At 34.8% G+C, this 25,489-nt stretch carries 22 protein-coding genes; 4 read left to right on the top strand and 18 right to left on the bottom strand.

What is annotated here, in order from left to right; all coding sequences use genetic code 11:
* Nucleotide 1 precedes the first annotated feature (1 nt).
* From CIK00_RS13380 to CIK00_RS13295, 18 genes are all read right to left on the bottom strand, one after another.
* On the bottom strand, nt 2-805 hold the full coding sequence (locus CIK00_RS13380) for a glycosyltransferase (protein WP_101769341.1): 804 nt from the start codon (nt 803-805) through the stop codon (nt 2-4).
* An 81-nt stretch (nt 806-886) separates the two neighbouring features.
* A complete protein-coding gene (locus CIK00_RS13375) occupies nt 887-2,311 on the bottom strand; it encodes a phosphomannomutase (protein WP_101769340.1) in 1,425 nt (474 codons plus the stop codon).
* Between the two features lie 2 nt (nt 2,312-2,313).
* Nucleotides 2,314-3,720: a mannose-1-phosphate guanylyltransferase/mannose-6-phosphate isomerase gene (locus CIK00_RS13370; protein WP_101769339.1), complete on the bottom strand. Its 1,407-nt coding sequence runs from the start codon at nt 3,718-3,720 to the stop codon at nt 2,314-2,316.
* 16 nt (nt 3,721-3,736) lie between these two features.
* On the bottom strand, nt 3,737-4,198 hold the full coding sequence (locus CIK00_RS13365; protein WP_101769338.1) for a GDP-mannose mannosyl hydrolase: 462 nt from the start codon (nt 4,196-4,198) through the stop codon (nt 3,737-3,739).
* A 2-nt stretch (nt 4,199-4,200) separates the two neighbouring features.
* Entirely contained in the window at nt 4,201-5,166 is a 966-nt protein-coding gene (gene fcl / locus CIK00_RS13360) for a GDP-L-fucose synthase (protein WP_101769337.1), read from the bottom strand.
* A gap of 11 nt (nt 5,167-5,177) precedes the next feature.
* Entirely contained in the window at nt 5,178-6,284 is a 1,107-nt protein-coding gene (gmd, locus tag CIK00_RS13355; RefSeq protein WP_101769336.1) for a GDP-mannose 4,6-dehydratase, read from the bottom strand.
* 19 nt (nt 6,285-6,303) lie between these two features.
* The gene (locus CIK00_RS13350) at nt 6,304-7,089 is read right to left on the bottom strand and encodes a glycosyltransferase (RefSeq protein ID WP_167388558.1); all 786 of its coding nucleotides are present in this window, start codon (nt 7,087-7,089) and stop codon (nt 6,304-6,306) included.
* Nucleotides 7,089-8,333 carry a glycosyltransferase gene (locus tag CIK00_RS13345; protein WP_167388557.1) on the bottom strand — a complete coding sequence of 415 codons (1,245 nt, stop codon included), beginning with the start codon at nt 8,331-8,333 and terminating at the stop codon, nt 7,089-7,091. Before CIK00_RS13345 ends, CIK00_RS13350 begins: the two co-directional genes overlap by 1 nt.
* Nucleotides 8,334-8,357: 24 nt before the next feature.
* Nucleotides 8,358-9,533: a hypothetical protein gene (locus tag CIK00_RS13340; RefSeq protein WP_144043162.1), complete on the bottom strand. Its 1,176-nt coding sequence runs from the start codon at nt 9,531-9,533 to the stop codon at nt 8,358-8,360.
* A gap of 400 nt (nt 9,534-9,933) precedes the next feature.
* A complete protein-coding gene (locus CIK00_RS13335; protein ID WP_101769332.1) occupies nt 9,934-10,908 on the bottom strand; it encodes a glycosyltransferase in 975 nt (324 codons plus the stop codon).
* Nucleotides 10,893-11,525: an acetyltransferase gene (locus CIK00_RS13330; protein ID WP_101769331.1), complete on the bottom strand. Its 633-nt coding sequence runs from the start codon at nt 11,523-11,525 to the stop codon at nt 10,893-10,895. Before CIK00_RS13330 ends, CIK00_RS13335 begins: the two co-directional genes overlap by 16 nt.
* Nucleotides 11,522-12,631 carry a DegT/DnrJ/EryC1/StrS family aminotransferase gene (locus CIK00_RS13325; RefSeq protein ID WP_193435471.1) on the bottom strand — a complete coding sequence of 370 codons (1,110 nt, stop codon included), beginning with the start codon at nt 12,629-12,631 and terminating at the stop codon, nt 11,522-11,524. Before CIK00_RS13325 ends, CIK00_RS13330 begins: the two co-directional genes overlap by 4 nt.
* Before the next feature lies 1 nt (nt 12,632).
* Entirely contained in the window at nt 12,633-14,069 is a 1,437-nt protein-coding gene (locus tag CIK00_RS13320; protein WP_101769329.1) for a lipopolysaccharide biosynthesis protein, read from the bottom strand.
* A 2-nt stretch (nt 14,070-14,071) separates the two neighbouring features.
* Nucleotides 14,072-14,935 carry a glucose-1-phosphate thymidylyltransferase RfbA gene (rfbA, locus tag CIK00_RS13315; protein WP_101769328.1) on the bottom strand — a complete coding sequence of 288 codons (864 nt, stop codon included), beginning with the start codon at nt 14,933-14,935 and terminating at the stop codon, nt 14,072-14,074.
* 1 nt (nt 14,936) lies between these two features.
* Nucleotides 14,937-16,019, bottom strand: a complete 1,083-nt coding sequence (gene rffG / locus CIK00_RS13310) for a dTDP-glucose 4,6-dehydratase (protein ID WP_101769327.1) — start codon at nt 16,017-16,019, stop codon at nt 14,937-14,939.
* Nucleotides 16,020-16,389: 370 nt separating this feature from the next.
* On the bottom strand, nt 16,390-18,567 hold the full coding sequence (locus tag CIK00_RS13305) for a polysaccharide biosynthesis tyrosine autokinase (RefSeq protein ID WP_101769326.1): 2,178 nt from the start codon (nt 18,565-18,567) through the stop codon (nt 16,390-16,392).
* 405 nt (nt 18,568-18,972) lie between these two features.
* A complete protein-coding gene (locus CIK00_RS13300) occupies nt 18,973-19,413 on the bottom strand; it encodes an arsenate reductase/protein-tyrosine-phosphatase family protein (protein ID WP_101769325.1) in 441 nt (146 codons plus the stop codon).
* 160 nt (nt 19,414-19,573) lie between these two features.
* Entirely contained in the window at nt 19,574-20,716 is a 1,143-nt protein-coding gene (locus tag CIK00_RS13295) for a polysaccharide export protein (RefSeq protein WP_101769324.1), read from the bottom strand.
* Nucleotides 20,717-21,270: 554 nt separating this feature from the next.
* Between CIK00_RS13295 and CIK00_RS13290 the strand changes: the two genes are divergently transcribed.
* The 4 genes from CIK00_RS13290 (at nt 21,271) to CIK00_RS13275 (ending at nt 25,390) form a co-directional block, all read left to right on the top strand.
* Complete coding sequence (locus tag CIK00_RS13290; protein ID WP_101769323.1) at nt 21,271-21,549, top strand: hypothetical protein; 279 nt, start codon at nt 21,271-21,273, stop codon at nt 21,547-21,549.
* Between the two features lie 115 nt (nt 21,550-21,664).
* Nucleotides 21,665-22,381 (top strand): YjbF family lipoprotein, encoded by a 717-nt coding sequence (locus tag CIK00_RS13285; protein WP_101769322.1) that lies wholly within the window; start codon nt 21,665-21,667, stop codon nt 22,379-22,381.
* 13 nt (nt 22,382-22,394) lie between these two features.
* A complete protein-coding gene (locus tag CIK00_RS13280) occupies nt 22,395-23,168 on the top strand; it encodes a capsule biosynthesis GfcC family protein (RefSeq protein ID WP_101769321.1) in 774 nt (257 codons plus the stop codon).
* Complete coding sequence (locus CIK00_RS13275) at nt 23,168-25,390, top strand: YjbH domain-containing protein (protein WP_101769320.1); 2,223 nt, start codon at nt 23,168-23,170, stop codon at nt 25,388-25,390. The genes CIK00_RS13280 and CIK00_RS13275 overlap by 1 nt, the downstream gene beginning before the upstream one ends.
* The last annotated feature ends 99 nt before the right edge of the window (nt 25,391-25,489 follow it).

Below are 25,489 nucleotides of genomic sequence, written 5' to 3'. Positions count from 1 at the left end.
CCTAATTTCTAACTAATTGATATATTTTTTTCAATACTGATTGCGGTAATAAACGAATATGTGATCGAATTAAAAAAGTAGCCATAATTTTAGGCTTATTTTTCACATCCATTTTTAAAACTTTATTCATAAAGGTTAACTCTGAACGATAATAGTTAATTCCTTTACGTCGCTCTAACATTCCATTACCTGTTCGTGCGTTAACAAGTACAGTGTCAAGGTTGACTAATTTATATCCTTTGACATACATTCGTACCCATAAAAAATAATCTTCCATAAAGCGAAGGTGCTGATAGCCACCTGCATCTAATACAGCACTTTTACGAAACATCACCGTCATATGGTTAATAGGGTTACGTTTAAATATTGACTTATCTAGATCTGTACCTGAAGGCACTTTACGATGACTAGTTATCACTAAAGGATCTGTATCAAACTCATCAATATGACTACCACATAAAGCGATATCTTTATGCTCATTCATATATTGATATTGCTGCTCAAATCTAGTTGGTATATTTATATCATCAGTATCAACACGAGCAACTAAATCATATTTACAATAAACTAATCCAGCATTAAGCGCTTCACCTAAACCTACATTTTTTTGTAAAACAATTTCAGTTATAGGTAATAATAACTTCCATTTATCAAGTGCTTGATAAAGTTCTTGTGTAAGGGGACCATCATGAACAATAATTATATTTTTAGATTGTAAAGACTGCTTATGAATTGAATCCATACATTGTTCAAAATATGCAGATTTTTCATTTTTGTAAAGTGACATTAATATAGAAAAAGACATCTGTAACACTCTCTAATCAACTAAACTAAATTGCATGTATACACTTTATCTGCAATAGCAATTTTTATTTTTAGTCAAATTTCAATTATTAATTAATTGAATATTTTCTAAGGCATGATTAACTAAATAAATAACACATTCAGCTGTAGATGATTCAGCATAACACCGAAGTTCAGGTGCATTACCTGATGGACGGAAGTGAATAACATTGCCATTAACAAAAGTAATTCTTAAACCATCTGTAATATTAATCTGTTCAACATTACTATCATCGAACTGTAACTGTTGAAGAAACTGAGATGCATCTTCTTTCGCTTTCGCTAAAATAACCAAGCTTTTTTCTGTCGCAAAATTCTGAATACGATCACTATGTGTATAACGCGGTGGTAAAGCATTCACTAATTCATATATCGGATTTTCTTTTGCTGCTGCTAATAACATTAATGCTGGTAATACCGCATCACGAGTAGGTAATGCTTTAATTTCTTTGCCATTAACTGAAGCATCAGAGCCTAATAAAAAACCACCATTTGCTTCAAAACCCGCAACTGACTGATATTTTTTCGATAACTCATCAAACTCAGCAATCACATAAGGCGAACCAATTTTTGTGCGAGTCACATGATTAAAGCGTTCACAACTCTCAATCGCAGTATTGCAGCTAACAGGTACAGCAAGTGCTTCAATATTCATAGCGTCAGCACATAACAGACCTAAAATATCACCACGCAGCCAATCACCATTTTCATCAGCAACTAATGGACGATCACCATCACCATCGGTTGAGAAAATAAAGTCTAAATTATATTCTTTTGACCATCGTTTCGCTTTTTGCTTATCGGCCTCTGATACCGCTTCGGTATCAATAGGTACAAACTCATCACTACGCTCAAGGGCAATAACTTCAGCACCTAATGCTTCAAACATTGGTGCATACAAATCACGACCAGCGCTTGAATGTTCGTAAATACCAATACGTTTACCTGCTAACATTTGGCTATCAAATAACGAGGTATAACGATCCACGTACTGAACAGCCGCTTTATTATTAACAGTTAACTCTGGTAAGTCAGTTATCGCTTCAAATTCAGCTGTGGCATTTAAAATAGCTTGCTCATCGGCTTTACTAATTTCACCATCTGGACGATAAAATTTAAGACCATTGCGATCAAAAGGAATATGACTACCTGTTACCATAATACAAGGAATATTATCTTGCATTGAAACGTAAGCTAATGCAGGAGTTGGTACCACACCATAATAAATAACCTCAAGCCCTAATTGTTGAACAGCTTTAGCACACGCTTGTGCCATTGCTGGGCTACTTGGACGATTATCTATTGCAATAGCTACCTGCTTGAAACTAAATTCAGTTTGTATACAACCAATAAATGCATGTGAAAAAGCAGCACAGACATTAGCTGTAAATTGCATCACTAAACCACGCGCACCACTGGTACCAAATTGAACACCAGATTCCTTAATTATTTCATTACTGACTAACATTATTAATACCCCACGCCATAATCTTCTAAACGCACTACATCATCTTCTGATAAATAAGCACCAGAACGTACTTCAATTAACTCCAATGGGATTTGACCAGGATTTTCAATAGAGTGTGCAGAGCCTATCGGAATATAAGTCGATTCATTTTCAGTTAATAAATAACTCTTATCACCATTAATGACTTTAGCAGTGCCTTTCACCACCACCCAATGTTCAGCACGATGATAATGTAATTGAGTTGCTGTACGCTCACCAGGTTTCACCATTACATGCTTAACATGGAATCGGTCACCTTCAGCAATTTCATCATGGGTTCCCCATGGACGATACACCTCACGATGTTGAAGGTATTCATAACGGTTAGCTTTTTTTAGTTGGTCGACAATGCCTTTTACGTCTTGTACTTTATCTTTATGCGCAACAAGCACTGCATCTTTAGTTTCAACAATAACTAAATCATTAACCCCAACCGTTGCTACTAATTTATCTTGCGAATAGATATAGCTATTGGTGGTGTTTTCTACTAAAACATCACCACGAGTAGCATTACCTGATGCATCCTTCTCATTCACTTCCCACAATGAAGACCACGAACCAACATCACTCCAATTAGCATCCATTGGAACAACAACAGCATCTTGAGTTTTTTCCATTACTGCATAATCAATAGAATCATCAGGACAAGCGATAAATAACGCTTTATCTAAACGCGTAAAATCCAAATCCGCTTTTGACGCATCCATTGCCGTTTGACAAACATTTAATATTTTAGGTGCATATTTTTCAAGTTCCGCTAAATAACGAGAAGCTTTAAACAGGAACATACCACTGTTCCAATAATATTCACTACTACCAACATAATCTTTAGCTGTTGCTAATTGTGGTTTTTCAACAAAAGCATCAACACAATAAGCATCGCTATTTAATGCCTTACCACGACGAATATAGCCATAGCCAGTTTCTGGATGAGTAGGCACAATTCCGAATGTAACCAGCTTACCTTTCTCAGCCTCTACTTTAGCATGCTGCACTGAAGATAAAAAAGCATCCGTATTTTGAATAACATGATCAGCAGCGAGCACTAATAATAATGGGTCTTCATTATTAGCAATAGCTTTTAATGCCGCTAAAGCAATCGCAGGCGCGGTATTACGCCCCACTGGTTCTAAAATAATCCCACTATTATCCATTCCACCTTTACGTAATTGCTCTGCAACAATAAAGCGATGTTCTTCATTACAAATAAATAAAGGTGCCAGATGATCAATGCCATCAAGACGCTTAACCGTCTCTTGTAGCATAGTTGCATTCGACGTTAATGCTAAAAATTGCTTAGGATATAAAGTGCGAGATAACGGCCACAGGCGGCTACCTGAGCCGCCAGCCATGATTACAGGTAGAAGCATAATCCGTTCTTCTTTTTTATTTAGTAAGGAAATAAAGCTTAGTGTAACGATGAACATCATCAGCATTTAATAAGGTTGCCATATCAAACCATTGATAATGTCCATGTTGCTCTTTTGGTAATTGATCCAGCAATACGTCTAATTTAACCCGATAACCTAACACCACATAATGAGTACTAAAATCATTACCAGAAAAGTTATCGCTGTAAAAGTGTTCAAAAGGACCAATCAATGTTGCATCAGAGAGTTGCAACTCAACACCCAGTTCTTCTTTGGTTAATCGTAAAAATGCATGAGCAATGGTTTCATCTTTTAAAACTCGACCACCAGGGACAAACCAATACCCTTGTGCTGGTTTATTCAGGCGCTGACCAAGCAGCACCTGACCATTAGTGTTTTCTACAATTAAATCAAGAGAAATAAGCGGGGTATGAGCCACAACGGTTTGAAAAGTTTGTTTATCTAACCGTTGTGTCATAATTATTTCCTGAAATTATTCTGGTTAGCTAAGAACCACTGATAAGTATGCGTTAAACCATCTTCTAAGTTAACGCTATAACGCCAACCTAAATCAGCTAAACGACTCACATCCATCAGTTTACGTGGTGTACCATCAGGCTTAGTGCTATCAAAGGCGACATCACCTTTAAAACCGACAACTTTCGCCATGGTTTCAGCCATTTCACGAATAGTACAATCAACACCTGTACCAACATTAATATGCGATAACATTGGTTGAGTATTGGCTTGATAAGTTTCGTTATCTAATTCCATTACATGGATAGAGGCAGCTGCCATATCATCAACAAACAAAAACTCACGCATTGGAGTACCCGTACCCCATACCACAACTTCTTTATCGTTATTAAGCTTAGCTTCATGGAAGCGACGCATTAATGCAGGAATAACATGCGAGTTGTCTGGGTGGAAATTGTCATTCTCACCATACAAGTTGGTTGGCATTACACTACGGTAATCTCGACCGTATTGACGATTGTAAGATTCACACAATTTAATGCCCGCAATTTTAGCTATTGCATACGGTTCGTTGGTTTCTTCTAATGTTCCCGTCAATAACGCAGCTTCTGTCATTGGCTGTTCTGCCAACTTAGGATAAATGCAAGACGAACCTAAAAACAATAAATGTTGAACATCATTACTGTGCGCAGCATGAATAATATTGCATTCCATGATCAGATTTTCATAAATAAAATCTGCTGGATAGGTATTATTAGCATGAATACCGCCTACTTTAGCGGCAGCTAAATACACTTCATCAATACGTTCGTTAGCAAAGAAATCATTAACTGCTTGTTGATTCAACAAGTCCAACTCATTACGAGTACGAGTAATAATTTCAACATTATCACATTGAGATAATTGACGAACAATTGCGGATCCCACCATACCTCGGTGGCCAGCAACAAAAATACGTTTATTCACAATAATTACCGTTCTTAATTTTCTAGTGAAATTGCAACATCAAAACCATTAGCTTTTAGTAACGCATGTTGTTTAGCTTTGTTGATATCATTTGCCACCATTTCAGCACACATTTCTTCAACCGTAATTTCAGGTGTCCAACCTAATTTTTCTTTAGCTTTACTTGGATCACCAAGTAGCGTTTCAACTTCAGCAGGACGGAAGAACTTAGGGCTAATACGAACAATAACAGCACCAACATTCACACTTGGTGCTTTGTCATGATCAATAGCAATTACCGTTGCGATTTCATCAACGCCAGTACCTGTAAATTCAAGTTCAATACCGGCTTCAAGAGCAGACATGCGAACAAACTCACGGACAGAGATTTGCTTACCTGTTGCAATAACAAAATCATCAGCTACATCTTGTTGCAACATCATCCATTGCATGCGAACGTAATCTTTTGCATGACCCCAATCACGTAAAGAATCAATATTGCCAAGCTGTAAGCAAGACTCTAAACCTTGAGAGATATTAGCAATCGTACGAGTAATCTTACGTGTTACGAATGTTTCACCACGACGAGGAGATTCATGATTGAACAAAATACCATTACAAGCGTACATGCCGTAAGATTCACGGTAATTTACAGTGATCCAGTAAGCGTACATTTTCGCAACAGCATAAGGAGAACGCGGATAAAATGGTGTTGTTTCACGTTGTGGTGTTTCTCGTACATCACCAAAAAGCTCAGATGTTGACGCTTGATAAAAACGTGTTTTCTTCTCAAGACCGTTAATACGAATTGCTTCAAGTAAACGAATCGTACCCATAGCATCTACATCTGCAGCATATTCAGGTGATTCAAAAGAAACAGCCACATGCGACATCGCACCTAAGTTATACAACTCATCAGGCTGAATTTCTTTAACTAGACGAATAAGATTTGATGAATCAGTTAAATCACCATAATGAAGATGAATATTTTTATTGGTATTACAAACCGCATCAACGCGCTCTGTATTAAAAGAAGATGCACGACGAATTAAACCGTGAACTTCATAACCTTTTTCTAATAATAATTCAGCTAAGTACGAGCCATCTTGACCAGTGATACCTGTAATAAGTGCTTTTTTCATATCTTATTTTCGTCCCAGTTTATTTTTTAAAAATTTTAGAATATTTCTCATCTGGCAGTAACTTGCTTAACAATAACTTAACAGAAAGCTTACCAAATTGCTTTAATACCTCAGCTATATACTCATATCTAGAATAATGCTTATCCGTATAAATAATGAAATCTTTAAGTCTTATTTTAAAATATTTCCACGTGATTTTTTGAGATGAAATGCCACCAAGTTCAAATGTTGAAAATGACTGAGAAATATACATATAGCCATATTCTTTAATTGCTCGATATTTATAATCAGCATCAGATATAATTTTCATTGCTAAGTCATATTTATTATTTTTATAGAAACATTTAGGAAATAACATTGCCTGATGATTAGGCAGATTGGTTTTCATCCAATCATCGGTATCATTAATATCTAATGGTGGATAATACCAAAAATCATTATTAGAATTTATCTTAGCACTCCAAAATATAACTTTATTTTTGTCTGTATTTTTATCTATTTTAGAAAATAACACATTCAATGAAATATCTTTATTGAAATAATCACCTGAATTAAGAAATAAAACAAACTCACCATCACAGAATGTTAAGCCTTTATTCATAGCATCATAAATACCATTATCTTTTTCTGAAATATATGATGTTATTATATCACTATACTTATTAATTACAGATAATGAACCATCTGTAGAACCACCATCGATCACAAAAACCTGAATAATATCAGTTTTAGTTATAGAACTTAATGTTTTTTCTAATCCGGCAGCATCATTATAATTAACCGTAATTATTGATAATTTTTTCATTAAAATTCCTTGTTTTCGATAATAGAACGATAAAGATCCTGATATTGCAATGCTACAATATCTTGGCTCCAACATTTCACAGCTTTATCTCTCGCATTATTGCTCATTATTTCAAGTAATGCATTATCAGACAACAGTAATTTAATTCCATAAGCCAAATCTGATGACTCAAATACTTTAGCTAAATAACCAGTTTTCATATGTTGAACAGCATCTGGCATTCCTGAAGTATTAAAACCAACAACAGGACATCCACAAGATAAAGCTTCAGTAGCTACTTGTGGTAAATTTTCGACTCTAGACGGTACAATTATTAAATCTAATGCACTATATAAAATAGCTAAAGTTACGTTATCATTTAATTGACCTTGAAATAGGAACGGATAATGATCGTCTTTAAAATTTAAAGGTCGCTCTTGTCCAAAAACAACACATTGAAGAAGCGACTCATCATTTTTGAATAGTAACGATAATGAATCTTTTAATAAATCTATTCCTTTATTATTAACTTCTCCTCCCATCCATGACCCAAATCCTATAAGTTTTTTATCAAGCGGTAAGTTTAATATCTTTCTCGCTACTTTTTTACTTATCGGCTTAAACACATCAGTATCTATTGCATTTGGTATTACTGTTACCGACCAGTTTCTGAAAAGTTCACTTTCTTGTGCACATTTAGCCAACCAATGACTAGGCGTTACTATATGGAAAGGTTTTTTCCAATATTTTACTTTCTTATTCCAATTAATTCGATCAAGATCAATATTCTTATCTTGATGACTTCTATTTGTTGGTAAATATCCAATTTTAAATCGAGCATCATCACTATCAGTTACTACGTGTTCAGAACCACAAAAAGCCCACATATCATGTAACGTCATTACAATAGGTTTATTTATTTTTGATATTTCTTTAATTGATAATGTTTCACCATTTATCCAATGTAAATTTACAATATCAAAATCAGAATTATTTATTCTATTTAACATTGAACTAGGTAATACATTTAAAGAATGCAAAGATAAATTAGAACTCCTCTGCATATTTATTAACAATTGACCAACTCGTGCCCGTACCATACATAATAACATTGATACTTTTGATACAGGTCCAATAACATGATTATCTAAAGTTTTTTTAACTTGAACATACATCTTGACATTATTATTGTGATTCCTTGTTAAAGCATTTAGTAATCTTTTTGTAGCTCTTGCTGCGCCACCTGATGAATCTGAATGAGACACTATTAACACTTTCATTTTTATTACTCACTTTATATATTGATCTGGCGTTATATTTGTTTCTAATATAATTAAATATGTCGGATAATATAATTTACTCCATGATGGAATATAAGAACTTTTAAATGTATTCATTAGTGCTAATGAGGAAATACACATAAACAACAAAAATGGAAATAAAAAAAATCTTTTTATTCTTGTGTTCGTAAGTTCATAAAAATATGACACAAAAAAAACAAATATCATCAAATCAAAAACAAGTACAGCTCTAATAAAAAATTGTGATATACCACTAAAAACCACTATCAAAAATAACATAATAGATAAAAAATTATATGCTTCTTTATTTTTCCATGTTTTTTTTACATTAAGAATAAATAAACTTATAAATATTGGACTTAACTGTAACATCAAAGATAAACTTTCATTATAACTCAGATTATCAAATATCGATTTATTTTCAATATAAGAAACTGAAAACAATTTGCTATTATTTAAAATAAATAAAACAAAATTAGAAGAAAAATATGAAAGATAAAAACAAACACCAGAAATCAACAACAAACTTGATAATACAAGTAAAAATCTCGAAAAAGAACCAATATATTTATATGTAAATACCGGAATTAAAAAAATGGCATTTACTGGATGTATTAATACAACAAAAATAATGAGATAATTTTTTTTTACATTTTTAACTATTAACAAATACGTATAATAAATAAAAATTGAGGCCGATAAATAAAATCTTATACCACTAGCAATATTAAGCATAGGGAAAATTAAAATAAAAAATAAAACTATTATTATCTTATATTTATAAGACATCTCATTATAAATTATCGTTAAAAAAATAAGAGCCGAAATAAAAACAGACAAAGCAGGCAAAAATTCTTTTTTTATTCCCAAAAGACTCATAATATATAATATAAAATAAAGAAAAGCAGAACCAATATTATATGAGGTAATATTTATATAATTTAGAAAGTCACCATTATTTATAAAAGAATTATATATTTCATAATGCCTATTTAAATCATATCCTTCATATGGAATATAAGAAAAAGCAAAAAAACCAAGTAATAAGGATAAACCTATATAACCAGCATACTTATTTTTTATAATATAAAATATTGATGTGAACGCTAAAAATAATGGTGAAATAAAAAAAGACAATATAACTATAAATAATGAAATATTCAAATACATTACAACCCTTATTAGTAACCAAATACTTCTATTTATATGATATATTTCCAAACAATTCTATTGATTAAGATAAATCAATTATTTAAATTCATACAATTAACAAATATTCAGTAAATTTTTACATCTTTAAATAACAATCAAAAATATCTCTTAATTATACTCATGATCATTAAAATCCTAATCTTCAAAATACTAACGTATCAGAACTGTCAAAATTTAAATCCAATCGAACGACTTTGAAAAAGTAATATCTGAGAAAGAAAAAATAACTTTATTTTATAACTACTTAAATATCCATTAGTACCAACAATAACCATACAACGTATATTTATTAATGTTTTTTCTAAATACCAATGAATTAATCATTAGTGACTTACCTTTAGCTGCTTATATCTCATGCTCTTTTCTTATATTTTTTAATATAAATAAAGATATACTTTAAATTAAGTAATAATTTAAACGTAACATTCATAAAACATAAAAACATTTTCTCTTTTTTGTAAAGATCAAATAAATTAATATAATATAACATTCTTTTAATTAAGATCACTTGACGGTACTTATCATTAACATCTAATAATATCGCATTAATTAATGAGATCCTTTTTTTCAAGTCCTTCATATAATTATTTTTATTACTAACACTCCAACTCCCAACCGTATCTCTTCTATAAACAGTTGTCACTTCCGGTAAATAAATCACCCCATTATATTTAGCCGCAAAAAGCTGAATATAATAATCCCCCACAGGAGCATCGGTATAAAACCAATCAGGTAACTCATCAAATATTTTTTTTCTTAAAAAGAAAGATGCTGTTGGGAAAAAATCTTTTTTAGGACCTAAAATACACTCTTCAAAAGGAATAACTTTTCTTTCATTCCCTAAATCACAAAAATAAGAAGTAATATCATCTGGATAAAGAGAGATAGCTTTAGATATAACTAAATTAATATTTTTATTTTTTTCTAATTCAACGACTTGTTTCTGCAACTTATGCTTATCAACCCAAAAATCATCGCCCTCACAAAGAGCAATATATTCACCAGTTGCATTCTCTACAGCTAATGGGAATATTCTTCTACCTTGAGAGTATTGGTTTTCTTCTTGAAGAACTAATTTAATTATCAAAGAATATTTTTTTTCATACTCAAGTAGAATATCTCTTGTTCCATCAGTAGATGCATCATCATGAATAATAATTTCAAAACGATATTCAGTTTCTTGAGCCAAAAATCCATCAATTGTATCCCTGATATAATCTTTTTGATTAAATACAGTACAAACGCAACTTATATATATTTCTTCTTTATACTTCCACTTATTTATAATTTCATGTTGATCATTTGGCACTATTAGTTTATCAAACATTTGACCACCTTGGCGGGAATACCTATAACCGTAGTATTGTCTTTTATATCTTTTGTAACTACTGCAGATGCTCCTATAATACAATTATCTCCAATAATGATATCTGGCAATATAATTGCGCCAGTACCAATAAAATTATTATCACCTATTTTTACTCGACCAAGTATATTGACATTAGGTGATATTTCACAATAATTACCGATACTTACATCATGACTAATAGTTACATTTTTATTTATCAAGCAACTTTTACCAATTTTTACACTAGCCGTTATAGTACAGCCTGATAAAATTGTTACCGTATCATCTATATTACTATCTATATTACTAATTAACGATTTTTTCGAGATATATCCACACTCATTAAACCCTAACTTTAATATTTCCTTGGATAACTTCTTCCTTATTTTAGGTGTTCCGACAGCAATAATTATATCTAATCCCTTATAATTATTCAGTTCCAAATATTTATTTATCATTTTGAAGTTTTTTTCAATATAATGATCATATTCATCTGAAACATTATCAAAAAAAATTAAATCCTTTATATCGAAATTATCAAATGAAAGCGCAGCTAATATTTCCTTAGCTAACCCTCTAGCCCCCCATAATATCATATTAAATCCTTTATAATATTAATTACCTTATTAACATCATCATTACTTAACTCATGATGCATTGGCAAACAAATTACATTCTCTGAAATACCTTTTGCCACATCACTACTATGCTGAACAGTTTTATTATTGTTCTTATAGAACTCAAACTCAGTAATCAACGGGTAAAAGTAACGACGGGCCAATACATTATTTTCACGTAATTTTTCATACAATGCATCACGGCTTAATCCGTACTCTTGATCATCAATAATAACAGGAAAGTAAGAATAATTATGATGAACACCATCAAGATCATTTAAGCAGCGAATACCTCTAACATCAGCTAAAGCTTCACGATACATTTTTGCCACTTGCTGACGTTTTTCAATTGCATCATCAATCAACCCCAGAGAAGCTAATCCAAATGCCGCCTGAATTTCGTTCATTTTAGCATTAGAGCCTAACATAGTTATTTGTGTTTCAGACTCATAACCAAAGCTTTTTAACTTGTCTAATTTTTGCTTCATCTCAAGGGTATGACAAATAATTGCACCACCTTCAATCGTCGAATACGCTTTGGTTGCATGAAAACTTAAAATAGATAAATCGCCCCAATTTAATACTGAGCAATCGTCTTTTTTAACACCAAAGGCATGCGCCGCATCATAAATCACTTTTAAATCGTGCTTATCTGCTATAGCTTGAATCGCTTGATGATCACAAGGGTTGCCATAAACATGTACTGGTAAAATAGCACATGTTTTATCCGTAATTGCCGCTTCAATATTAGTAGGATCTAAATTAAACGTTTCTGGTTCAACATCTACAAATACAGGCGTTAAATTATTTAACATCACAGAATGACTGGTAGCAACAAAGCTATAAGGCGTGGTGATCACTTCACCTTTTAGCTCTAATGCTTGCATCGCAGTAACTAACGCTAAAGTACCATTAGAAAATAAGCAGATATGTTTAACACCTAAATAATCACATAACTCTTTTTCTAATAATTGGTGGTAATGACCATTATTTGTCAACCATTTACGTTGCCAAATATCTTCTAAATAAGGTTTTAATACATCAAGAGAAGGTAATAAAGGTGTTGTAACCGTAATTTGTTTCATTTTAATTCGACTTCCTAAAAATCGTATTGATCATATAATCAAGTAAATCAGACTGTAAATATTTAATGGCGATAATATATAAACCCAATGCAGTAATTATAATTAAACCTAGCTGAATAATATCGTTGCCAATAATTAAATACCAAAGACTTGCAAAAGCAGCACAGCCTAATGTTAACAACCATATAGATATTAATACCTTAAATTGTTTAAGCATCGTTAGAGTCGATAATTTACCGGTATAATACGTATTAATCAATAAGGCTAAATAGGATTGTATAACCATACCAATACAAATAGCTTTAATACCTAAAGGAACCGTAATAAACAATATAATTGTTATCATTACTTTCTTTATTATTTCTAATTTCAAAAACAAATCAGAACGTCCCTTCACTTGTAATAAGTTTAAATTTATCGCATGTATAGGATACAACATATAACCAATGCATAAAATAGTCATTAACTCAGCTGCTGATTGCCATTCTTGACCTAATAATACAGTTAATAATGGTTTTGCAACTAAACCTAAACCAATAATAATCGGAAAAATCACTACAGCAGCTAAACGTAACGTTAATAAATACGCTTTGTCTAATGCTTGTTGATCATTTTGAATATGACTCATCATCGGATAAGTCACTCGCTGAATAATCCCCGTTAATGTCATTGCAGGTATACTAGATAAATTTTTTGCTTGCGAAAATAATCCTAATTGACCCGCATTGAATAACTTACCAATAATAATCTGATAAATATTATTATAAATGGTATCTAACAGCCCAGAAGCTAATATTTTCGAACCAAAACCAAATAATTCTTTAAATGAAGTTTTTGAAAAACCACATTTAGGTAGCCAAGGATCAAACACATTAAGCAAAATCACATTAATAATAGCAAAGCTTAATGTTTGACCAACTAATGACCAGACACCAAAGTTATAATAAGCAAAAGTTAAAGCAACAATAGTACTGCAACTCACACTCAATAAAGAAGCCTTAGCTTGAGTTTTAAAATCCATCACTACGGTTAAGCGAGTTCGTTGAACAACAGCAAATGCATTAGCTAATATCACAACACCAAGAACACGTGTTAAATTAATTAATTCTGGCTGATGATAAAAATCAGCTATATATGGTGCACAGATAAATAATAAAACATAGCAACTCAATGATACGACGATATTAAAATAAAATGTCGTTGCATAATCAGCTTCACTTCTATCTTGTTTACGAATTAACGCACTGCTAAAACCACTATCAACAAAAGTCTGCGATATCGCAATAAATATCGCCAACATTCCAACTAAGCCAAATGCTTCAGGCCCTAGCATTCGACCTAAAATCAACATGACGATTAATTGAATCGCTTGGGTTGCGATACGCTCTATCGCACTCCACTTTAGTCCATTGGTCGTTTTTTGCTTTAATTCAGACATAATTAGTCAATCAGTGTCGCTAAATATTGACCATAGCAATTTTTTGCCATAAGTTTCGCACGAACAGCTACTTCTTCTTTCGTTAACCAACCATTATTGAAGGCTATTTCTTCTAAACAAGCGACTTTAAAACCTTGACGCTTTTCAATCGTTTCAACAAATTGAGCTGCTTCTAGTAAAGATTCATGCGTTCCCGTATCTAGCCATGCAAAACCACGACCTAACATTTCAACATTAAGTAAACCACGCTCTAAATACATCTCATTAAGCGTTGTAATTTCAAGTTCACCACGATGTGATGGTTTAACTTCTTTCGCTAATTGCACAACCTGATTATCATAAAAGTACAGTCCAGTTACTGCATAATTCGATTTTGGCTGCAGAGGCTTTTCTTCAATAGAAATAGCTTTTTGATTTTCATCAAATGCCACCACACCAAACCGCTCAGGATCTTTTACTTGATAACCAAAAATAGTTGCGCCTTCTAATCGCCTGGCTGCTTGCTTTAATTTAGGACTAAATGATTGACCATAAAAAATATTATCACCAAGCACTAAACAAACATTTTTATCACCAATAAACTCTTCACCAATAATAAATGCTTGTGCTAAACCTTCAGGTTTTTCTTGAATAGCATATTCTAATGAAATACCAAATTGGCTACCATCACCCAATAAACGTTGAAAACTGGCTTGATCTTCAGGTGTAGTGATAATTAACACTTCTTTAATACCAGCAAGCATCAATACTGATAACGGGTAATAAATCATCGGCTTGTCATAAACTGGTAATAACTGCTTTGAAACACCCATAGTGATTGGATATAAACGTGTACCTGAACCGCCAGCTAAAATAATGCCTTTCATATTATTTTCCTTCACTATTATTTGTACCAGTACCTAAACGTTCAAAACTGTATGAACCATCTAATACACGGCTCCACCATTTTTTATTAGCTAGATACCATTCAACAGTTTTACGAATACCCGATTCAAAGGTTTCAGCAGGTTTCCAGCCAAGTTCACGGGCAATTTTAGAGGCATCAATCGCATAACGGACATCATGCCCTGGGCGATCCGTTACATATGTAATTAAATTTTGGTATTCAGTTACACCTTGAGGTTTATTCGGCACTAACTCTTCAAGCAATGAACAAATTGTTTTTACCACTTCAATATTGGCTTTTTCATTATGACCGCCAATATTATAGGTTTCACCAATCTCACCTTTGGTTACTACGGTATAAAGCGCTGATGCGTGATCTTCAACATATAGCCAATCACGAATCTGCATGCCATTACCGTAAACAGGCAATGCTTTACCGTCTAACGCATTGAGAATAATTAACGGAATCAATTTTTCAGGGAAATGATAAGGACCGTAATTATTTGAGCAATTAGTTACAATCGTTGGTAAACCGTAAGTACGCAACCATGCGCGAACTAAATGATCGCTTGATGCCTTTGATGCTGAATACGGGCTTGATGGCTCATACGATGTTGTTTCAGTGAATAAATCATCGGTACCTTCCAAGTCACCATACACTTCATCAGTAGAAATATGATGGAAACGAAATGCTGATTTACGGATTTCATCTAATTTATTCCAGTAAGCACGAGTCGCTTCTAGAATGGTATAGGTGCCAACAATATTAGTTTCAATAAATGCTGCGGGACCATCGATTGAACGGTCAACATGACTTTCAGCGGCTAAGTGCATTACTGCATCCGGTTGATGCTCAGCAAAGACGCGATCTAACTCAGCGCGATCACAAATGTCCACTTGCTCAAATGCATAACGATCATTATTTTCCACTTCAAGTAATGATTCTAAGTTTCCTGCGTAAGTTAATTTATCTACGTTAACAACACTGTCTTGGGTATTATTAATAATATGACGAACAACAGCAGAGCCGATAAAACCTGCCCCACCTGTAACTAAAATTTTCACAGAAAACGATCCTTTTTGTTTATAATTACAGCACCAAGATTACTCATAATCAGTACTATTGATGTAAATTTCGCTAAATGTCACGATAAAGAAAGTGAATTTTTTCACGCTGTCATCTCAGTGTTTTTTTGCTATTGAGACACAAAGTCTAAAATTTGAGACATAAAAAAGCACTAGTCGTAAAGACTAATGCTTTGATATGAATCGAGTTTACGGGTAATCGGTACTTTTAAAAAATAAGGTCCACGGGTCTAGGGAGATTATCTGTCTAAGACTCCAATATATACCTATTTGTTTTTCCCTTGGAAGAATGACGAAGGTTTAGACGCACTATCTCGTACCTAAACCCTCGTCCCTCTATACCTGTTCTCTATTTCTTATCACTCGCATAACTATAGTTGTAATAACCGTAGTTACCGCCATAAGTTGAGCTTGCTTTACGCTCAACGGCGTTAAGAATACAGCCTTTTACTTCAATACCATTTTGTGCAAAACGGTTTTTAGTCACTTCAATTTCTTTAACTGGGTTTAAGCCAAAACGTGCCACAATCATAGTTGTACCAGCATGCGCACCCACAATAGCAGGGTCAGTTACCGCAAGAATCGGTGGTGTATCCACTAACACTAAATCGTAATTTTCAGACGCCCAATCTAACAATGCTTTTAAACGTGGGTGTATTAATAATTCAGATGGGTTTGGCGGTACGCTACCACGTGCAATAAAATCAAGATTTTCAACACCGGGGGATTTAATCACTTGTTCCATGGTTTGTTGACCACTTAAGTAGTCTGCAAGACCTGGCTTACTATCAACACACATCTGGCGTTCCATCTGACCTTTACGCATGTCAGCATCAATAATTAATACGCGCTGACCGCCTTTAGCCATAACAGCAGCCATGTTAGCCGTAACAAATGATTTACCGATACCTGGACTAGGGCCTGAAATCATCACAATATTATTACGCGCTTCCATCATTGCAAAATGGAGGCTAGTACGTAAGCTGCGCAATGCTTCAATCGATAAATCAGCAGGATTAGCAATAGTCAGTAATGTTTCATCCACTGTATGTTGCTTTTTAAGCTTATATTTCTTATCTAAATCTGACTGCGAAGGCGATAAAGGAATCGAAGCATAAACAGGTAGCCCTAATGCTTCAATTTCATCAGGATTTTCGACACCACGATGTAAAGCTGCACGCAGCAATACAATAGCAACAGATAACATGCCGCCCAGTAATGTTGCTAATACAACAATCAGTGATTTCTTCGGTTTAACTGCTTGTGAATATGCTTGTGCATTATCAAGGATGCGAACATTACCCACTGTACTAGCTTTAACGATACTTAACTCTTGTACTTTATTAAGCAGTTGCACATAAATCTGTTGATTAACTTCAACATCACGCGTTAAACGTAAGACTGCACGTTGGGTTTTCGGTAATTTTTCAATACGTTTATTTAAACGCATTTTTTCTTTCATTAATGTTTTACGCTTATCAAGCAAAGCAACATAAGCAGGGTGTTCTTTGGTGTAAAGCTGCGAGATATCACTTTCTTTAAAGGTTAACTGATTCAGTTGCGCCTCTAACGACACCATGGTATCTAAGGTTGTTTTAGCTTCTAATCCTAAATCAACTGATTCATTTTCTTGACGGTAACGGTTTAATTTATCTTCTGCTAATGTTAGTTGCTGCTTAATTTTTGGCAGATGTTGCTTTAAAAACACTAAGCTATTTTCAGCCTCGGCTGAATTACGTGCAACGTTTTGTAGAAAATAGGTTTGGCTAATATCATTTAAAATATTTTTAATTTTAGCTCTATTCTCACCTGTTATAGATAATTGCAAAATACCCGTTTGTTTACCTTGTTCAGCAATAGATAATGCTTGCTGTAGTGCTTGAATGGCATCTAACCGACTAATATTATTAATGCTAAACGTTGCGCCATCAGCCCCAACTAACTGAGTAACAAATAAATTATAGCCATTATTTGTTGCTAATATGCCCACTTTACCCGTAAGTAATTCACGCCCTTCACTGTTTACTAAGCTATATTCACCTTGTTCACTATTAGTGATTGTTAATACACCATTAGTTACTGCTGTATTAGCTGGCACAGTAAAACGAGAAACAGAAATTAGATGACTATCACCTAATAAACGCGCCAGACCTTTACCAAAAATAGGGGTATAAATTGGGGTAGCAACAGTGGTTAAGTTTAATTTATCTACCGTATCACCCAACACCATCCGTGATTTAATGATTTCAATTTCTGTGGTTGCACTTGATTCTGCACCGCCAAACATTTCAGCCATATCGCCACCAAGAGCTGGCATACCTGAGCTTTTAGGTTCGATTTGAATTAGAGCATCAGCTTTATAAATAGGTGTTGCTAATAAGGCGTAGCTAATACCAATTAATGCAAAAATAACCGTTGTAATAATAATCAGCCAACGACTATCAATTAAAATACCAAATAATTTACCAAGATCAATCTCATCGCTTCCTGAGGAAGTGTTGGGTTGGGTGTTTTGAACAATACTCATTAAGTACAGATTCCGATGTTAAATTTTTAAGAGATGAGGAAGAGCCAAGGCATCATCCAAAAGTTAAATATGGTTTACAGCATTTGGTGAGTAGCTTCTCTATCTCGCTCATCTCTCGCGGTAGGAGGAAGATGGCAAGTAAATAATCGACTGCCTATAATAATGCTGGTTATTATCCGTCATCTCGGAAGTGAGGTGCGAACTATCCGTGATCTACTTACCGCGCTATTGAGCCTGAAAGACGCCAGTGAAAACACCATCGAATACAGTGACTCTACGCCGCATAGATAGTAGATTCCCTATCCCCGCTCGTAACCTCGCTGTAGGGAATGACAGAGTTAGGCCATTATTCATTATAAAAAATAACGCTGGTTATTATCCGTCATCTCAAAGGTGAGGGACGAACTACAATTTCTTCGCCCAAGCCGTTGCCGCTTTCTCAATTAACTCATACGCATGATCAAAGGCTTCTTTACTTTGACGATATGGATCGGGAATATCTTGCTGACCAATCCATTGTCCAAACAGCATCGTTTTACCGCGAGCTTCTGGCGCAATACGAGTTACCGCATCAATATGACCTTTTTCCATCACTAAAATGAGATCATAATCACGGCATAATTCATTCGTCAGTTGCTGTGCCTGATGGCCTTCAAGTGAATAACCATGAGTCAATGCAACTTCCGCTGCCATTTTGTCAGCAGCTTTACCCGCTAGGCCACTTTTTTCAGTGCCTACACCAGCCGACGCGATATGTTTATTAGGTAACTTTGCTTGCAATATACGTTCACCTGATGGTGAACGACATATATTACCCACGCAAACAACAAGAATTTTATTGAACATAATAAATAGATTCTAAGGTTAAAGGTTATTAGGGACGAAGAAGAGCAGGAATGAGAAAAATCATAAATAAGGTTTTTAGGGAAGATAAAACACTATTTGCTATCTACCCTCACCTTCTTTTCCTATTTTCACCTGCTCTGTACCTGCTTTCCTTAAATCATTACTTCAAATTCATATAATAATTCATGCCTTCAGAAAGATTATTAAAGCTAGTAATAGTTGGCACTAACTGTTGAATCACACGATTCCAACGTGCAATTGGTGCAGCAGTAACATACACCACATCATAAGGCTTTAATTCAAATTCAGTACCAATCACTAATGCAGTCGCATCTTTAATATTTAACTGGTATATATTTGCCATTGGTGAATATGGTTTTTGTTTTATATCAGAATGTGTTGCACGAATAACAAACACGCCAGTGGCATCTGCTTGTAATTCATTAATACCACCAACACTACTTAAAGCTTCTGTTAAGCTCATGCCTGCGCGATCAATTTTAAGTAGTTTGGGCTCTTTAACTTCACCTAACACAAATACTTTTTGAGCATCATTACGCGGTACGTGGACAATATCACCATTATGTAATAATCGATTTTGCATTAAATCACCACGCTGCATTAACGCATACAGTGATAAGGTCTGATCTTTACCATCACGGGTTAACGTAACATTGCGCCAATCAGCGTCAGCGTCTAAACCGCCTGATTTATTAATCGCATCAAGCAACGTTAATGGCACATTAGTAATAGCTTGTTGACCAGGATTTTTAACATCACCCGTAATATAAGCTTTCTTCGAACGGAACGAAGCGACATTAACATCAACTTGTGGCTTTTCAATATATTCTGCTAATCGCTGTGCGATATCACTGCGTACTTGCGAAACTGTTTTACCTGCAACATGCACTTGACCAATGTACGGATAAAAAATGGTGCCATCAGCATGAACCCAGTTACCCGCTTCACTTGCACTACGGTAAGAACCCGCAGGAATAGTTAATTCTGGGTGATCCCAAATAGTAATATTTAATATATCACCAGGACCAATATGGTATTGATAGCCAGATAATTCTTTTTCAAGCTTTGGATTTACTTGTGCAACAACTTTAGCTTCTTTAAATTGGTTAATATTATTGACCGTTAGTGGAAAAACATTAACTTCTTGATCAAGCGTAGGTTGTCCCTGATTAATTTCAGTAACGTGCTTACCATCAAGGCTAAGATGCGATCCTGGCATGCTACAGCCAGCTAACATTACAGAAGCAACTGCTGTAACTAGTAATTTTTTTGATAATTCCATTAGATTAAGTTCATTTCAGCATTGATTGATGGGAATTCATTACAAACAAGCATGCTACCGCCCGAAGGTTACAGCTCCTCACTTGCTATAGAAGTATAATTTTCTGTTATTTGTAAAACATAAACGTATTAAGTATATAAATGCAATAATCCGCATGGAAATTACATATATATCTAAAAAATCAAAAAATGACATTTTTAATATTTATATAGCTGCCAGATTCTACTTAATTTAGATATAAAATGAAATATAAAAATTTGCTCATTTATTATCTATATATAATCCCCAAAAAAAAAGTTAACCATTTGTAATAAAAGGCATTCATAAAATAATAAGGTTTACAAATCATTTACGGTGATAAAATCACTTAATATCCAACAATAGCGATCTAGATCACACTTTATACATATGAGAGCATAAAAGATAAAAAAAACTTACATAGTTATATTCTTTTTCTCTGTATAATTATTAAATTAGTATGCTAATAATTCAACACCAATAATCGTCAGATTTTGACGGCCTATATATTATTTTTATCAATAAGGATTTACATCATGAAAAAAAATGCATTAGTTCTTCTAGCCGCTATGGCTATGTCTTCATCAGCATTTGCTGGCGGTTATGTTGTTGATGATGCAGCAACACCTGCAACAACAACGACTGCAACTACAACAGGTACAGCAGCAGGTGCAAGCACTGCTGCTGCTACTGCTACTGGCGTGACAACAGCTGTTGTCGTTGGAGCTGCGGCGGCTGTTGCTGCTGTTGCTGTTGCTGCTTCTGATTCAGGCAACACTAACTCAACATCAGTAACGACTGGTACTACTAAATAAATTATTCTTATTTAGTCTGTTAATAACCGTGCTCGTCACGGTTATTTCTTTATATAAGCTATTCGATTTCCGAAATCTATAGCTCAACCCTAATAGTCTATCGGAAGTAATTTGGATGCTTAAATTTATAAAGTCATTCCCTTTCAAACTACTATTTATATTTATTCCTTTTTTTTTCATTTCAGGCTGTACCCAAAAAGTAAAGAATGTTAATGATACTGTTCGATTAGCGATTCAAGGCTCTGCTGATATTCACAAATCTCGTTATGAGGTAACTCAACTACCTTATGCCAGCACATACGTCCGTATTGGTAATAATAATCAATTATTTATGGTATTAGCGTTTGCTGAAACACCAACAGGAAAAACAATAACCCATAGTAATAAAAACAATCCACCACAACTAAAATGGCTTGCTAGTGATAACGGTATGCTGATTACTCAGAGTGGACGAATTATAAAAACAGTTAATTTAAGTGAAGGCAATTTATTAACCACTCACAGCACTAGCCCCGATCCACTATCTTTAGGGCTGCACCTTGCAACAACACCAAAGCAATGGCAACGCACCATTGATTGGCAGCCAGGTTACCACAGTGGTTATCAGTTAGATTCTGTATTTGTGTTTGATCACGCAGAAGTATTAACCATTAATGGCAAATCAGTACCTGTACTACGTTTTAATGAAAATGTGTTAGTTAAGCAATTAAATAAACATTACAACAATACTTTTTGGATTGAACAACAAACCGGTAAAGTCGTAAAGAGCCTACAATATATTGCGCCTTCTTTACCTCGTGTTGAAATGACTATCCTTAAACCTTTTAACTAACGGTAGCGTATTTATGTTTTCACTTTTCCCTCTATTCTCTCGCTATCGCTGTTATGTTCTAGCGAGCCTGTGTTTATTTATTTCCATACCCAGTTTTGCGCAAAGTATAATCACATTGTATGCCAACGGTACTTCTGCAGCGGCAGTAACATTGCACTACGCAGAACCCGTACGCTTGGCGCAAGTTGTTAGCGATAGCCTCAAACAACGTACTGTTTCTGAAACATCTTATTGGCTTGGTAGCAGCTTAAGCACCGCGACTGAACCTAAAACCAAACAAGCATTGATCACCCAACTGACACAATTAAGTCAACAACACCGTGATGATGCCGTTATTAGCGATAGTTTTTCCAATACTGCGCAATGGTTACAACAACATATTCATCACCAACGTCTGCCCGTCAATATTGATATCGATAAAGTACGTTTAAATAAAGCCGACAATCCATTATTAAATGGCAATTACCAACTGCAATTAGCTAATCGCCCGACGTCAGTAATCGTTATTGGTGCCATTGAAAAGCCACAAACAATAACCTGGCAACCTCGCATGGCGGCGAAAGAATATTTAACTCAAGTAACGCCGCTTACAATCGCCGCCAATAGTGAAGTAACGGTTATTCAGCCTGATGGCGTGATACAACAACACCCGATTGCGTACTGGAATAATAACCATAACGATATTGCACCAGGAGCGATCATTTTCATTGGCTATCAATCACTATTTCATAATTACAGTGAATTAAACCATGCTATTTCTTTAATGCTAATCAACAGGACGTTGTAATGAACTCTGTCACATCGGCTTCTACTCGCCACACCCTATATCAACGTCCTTTGTTTGCTTTATCTACATTGGCAGTTGCGTTACTTCCATTCAGTAATGCACAAGCAGATGAATTTAGCTACCCAGAAATGCGCTATTCTAATAGTGATTTTGGTGGCGTGGGTTTAATGCAGATGCCTACCGCACGTATGCAGTCTGAAGGTGAATTTACTTTTGGTACCACTATTAGCAGTGATTACCACCATTACTGGACATCATTACAACTGTTGCCATGGCTAGAAACCACTATTCGTTATACCCAAGTACCTGATCTTTATTACAGTAGCGACCAAAGCTTTAGTGGTGACACCTTATATACTGATAAAGGCATTGATGTAAAACTGCGTTTATGGCAAGAGTCTTATTGGTTACCTGAAGTTGCAATGGGTATTCGTGACCTCGGCGGCACTGGTTTATTTGATGGTGAATTCATTGCCGCCAATAAACGTGTTGGACCTTTAGATTTTACGCTCGGCTTAGGCTGGGGTTATATCGGTCAACGAGGTAACATTACCAATCCATTATGTAAAGTAAGTGATAAATTTTGTGACCGTGATAATGGTTATAAAGGTAACGGTGGTAGTTTTGATACTGGCCGTTGGTTTAAGGGTAATGCAGCCCTTTATGGTGGTATCGAATACCAAACTCCATGGCAACCATTGCAGCTAAAACTTGAATATGATGGCAACGATTACACCGATGATTTTCGTGCTAATCGCGGCCATAACATGACGCCTAAAACACCCTTTAATTTTGGTGCTGTTTATCAATTAACAGACTGGGCAACGGCGAATATCAGTTATGAGCGCGGTACTACGGTGAGCTTTGGTTTAAGTGTTAATACTAACTTTAATCAACTTAAAGCCAGTTGGTTAGATGAACCTATGCCTTCAGTAACAACAGCGCCAACAGCAAAGACTCTTACCCCAGAGCAATGGCAACAACTGGCTCAAGATGTAGAAAAAATTGCTGGCTATAAAAATCCGACTATTTATCAGAATGGCGATAACAGTATTACAGTGGTTGCCGAGCAAGTTAAATATCGCGATCGCGATCAAGCTCAATTACGTGCGGGAATCTTACTCAATAACCAAGCACCTGCGGTAGAGCAATTTAAAATAATTGAAACAATGTCTAACCAACCGATCACTGAAACGGTATTTAACCGCCAACAATTGCTGCAAGTGGCTAATAATGATTATATCGGCAGTAATATTGCAGATAATCGTACCACTACCGCACCGACGAATATTAAAGGTCAGCCAATGGTTGATCTTAACCAAAACTGGAATGTCGGTATTGCACCAACGCTACAACAATCATTAGGGGGATCTGAAGGCTTTTATATGTTTAATGTTGGTGCTACGGGCAGTGCTGATTATTGGTTTAATAACCACCTCACTGTTGGCGGCTCAGTTTATTTAAACCTTTACGATACCTACGATAAATTTAAATATGATGTACCGCCAGATGGCACTCATAATAAGCGAGTCCGTACCCTTGTTCGTCAGTATATCACTGATAACACATTGCGAATGAATAACTTACAGCTAACATGGCTAGATCAAGTATCTAGTGATTGGTATGCCCAAGCGTATGCGGGTTATTTAGAAGCGATGTTTGGTGGTATTGGTGGCGAGATGCTTTATCGCCCTGTTGGCAGTAATTGGGCTCTTGGACTGGATGTCAATTACGTGAAACAGCGTGATCCTCATTCCGCCTTTGGATTTTTTAAAGATCAAAAGCAATATGATGATCATTTAAGTCGTCCATATGAAGTTCAAACGGGAGCAGCAACAGGTAACTTAACCGCTTATTATCAACCACAATGGCAATGGCTGCCTAATACCTTATTAAAGGTTAGTGCTGGACGTTATTTAGCGGAAGATACTGGTGTTACTATCGACTTCTCAAAGCAATTTGATAGCGGCATTATCGCTGGGGCATTTATTACTAAAACCAGTATGTCAGCAGAAGAATATGGCGAAGGCAGCTTTAATAAAGGTTTTTACATCTCAATTCCATTCGATATTTTGACTGTTAAACCGAGTACTAGCCGAGCACAAATATCTTGGGTTCCATTAACGCGAGATGGTGGTCAGATGTTGGACCGTCAATATCACTTGTATGACTTAACTGATAGTCGTCAACCATGGAGCGGACGTAAAGCCTTTAATAACTAAAAGTTAAATAACTCAACCGTATTACGAAGCGGCAACCCATTTTTGTATTGTCGCTTTTCATCGCAATACGACTCATTGTTATAAATAAGCACTTTTAAT

The sequence above is a fragment of the Photobacterium carnosum genome (assembly GCF_002849605.1).
Taxonomy (GTDB): Bacteria; Pseudomonadota; Gammaproteobacteria; order Enterobacterales; family Vibrionaceae; genus Photobacterium; species Photobacterium carnosum.
The sequence above is the reverse complement of the archived record's forward strand: the minus strand, read 5'-3'. Positions and strand labels throughout refer to the sequence as shown.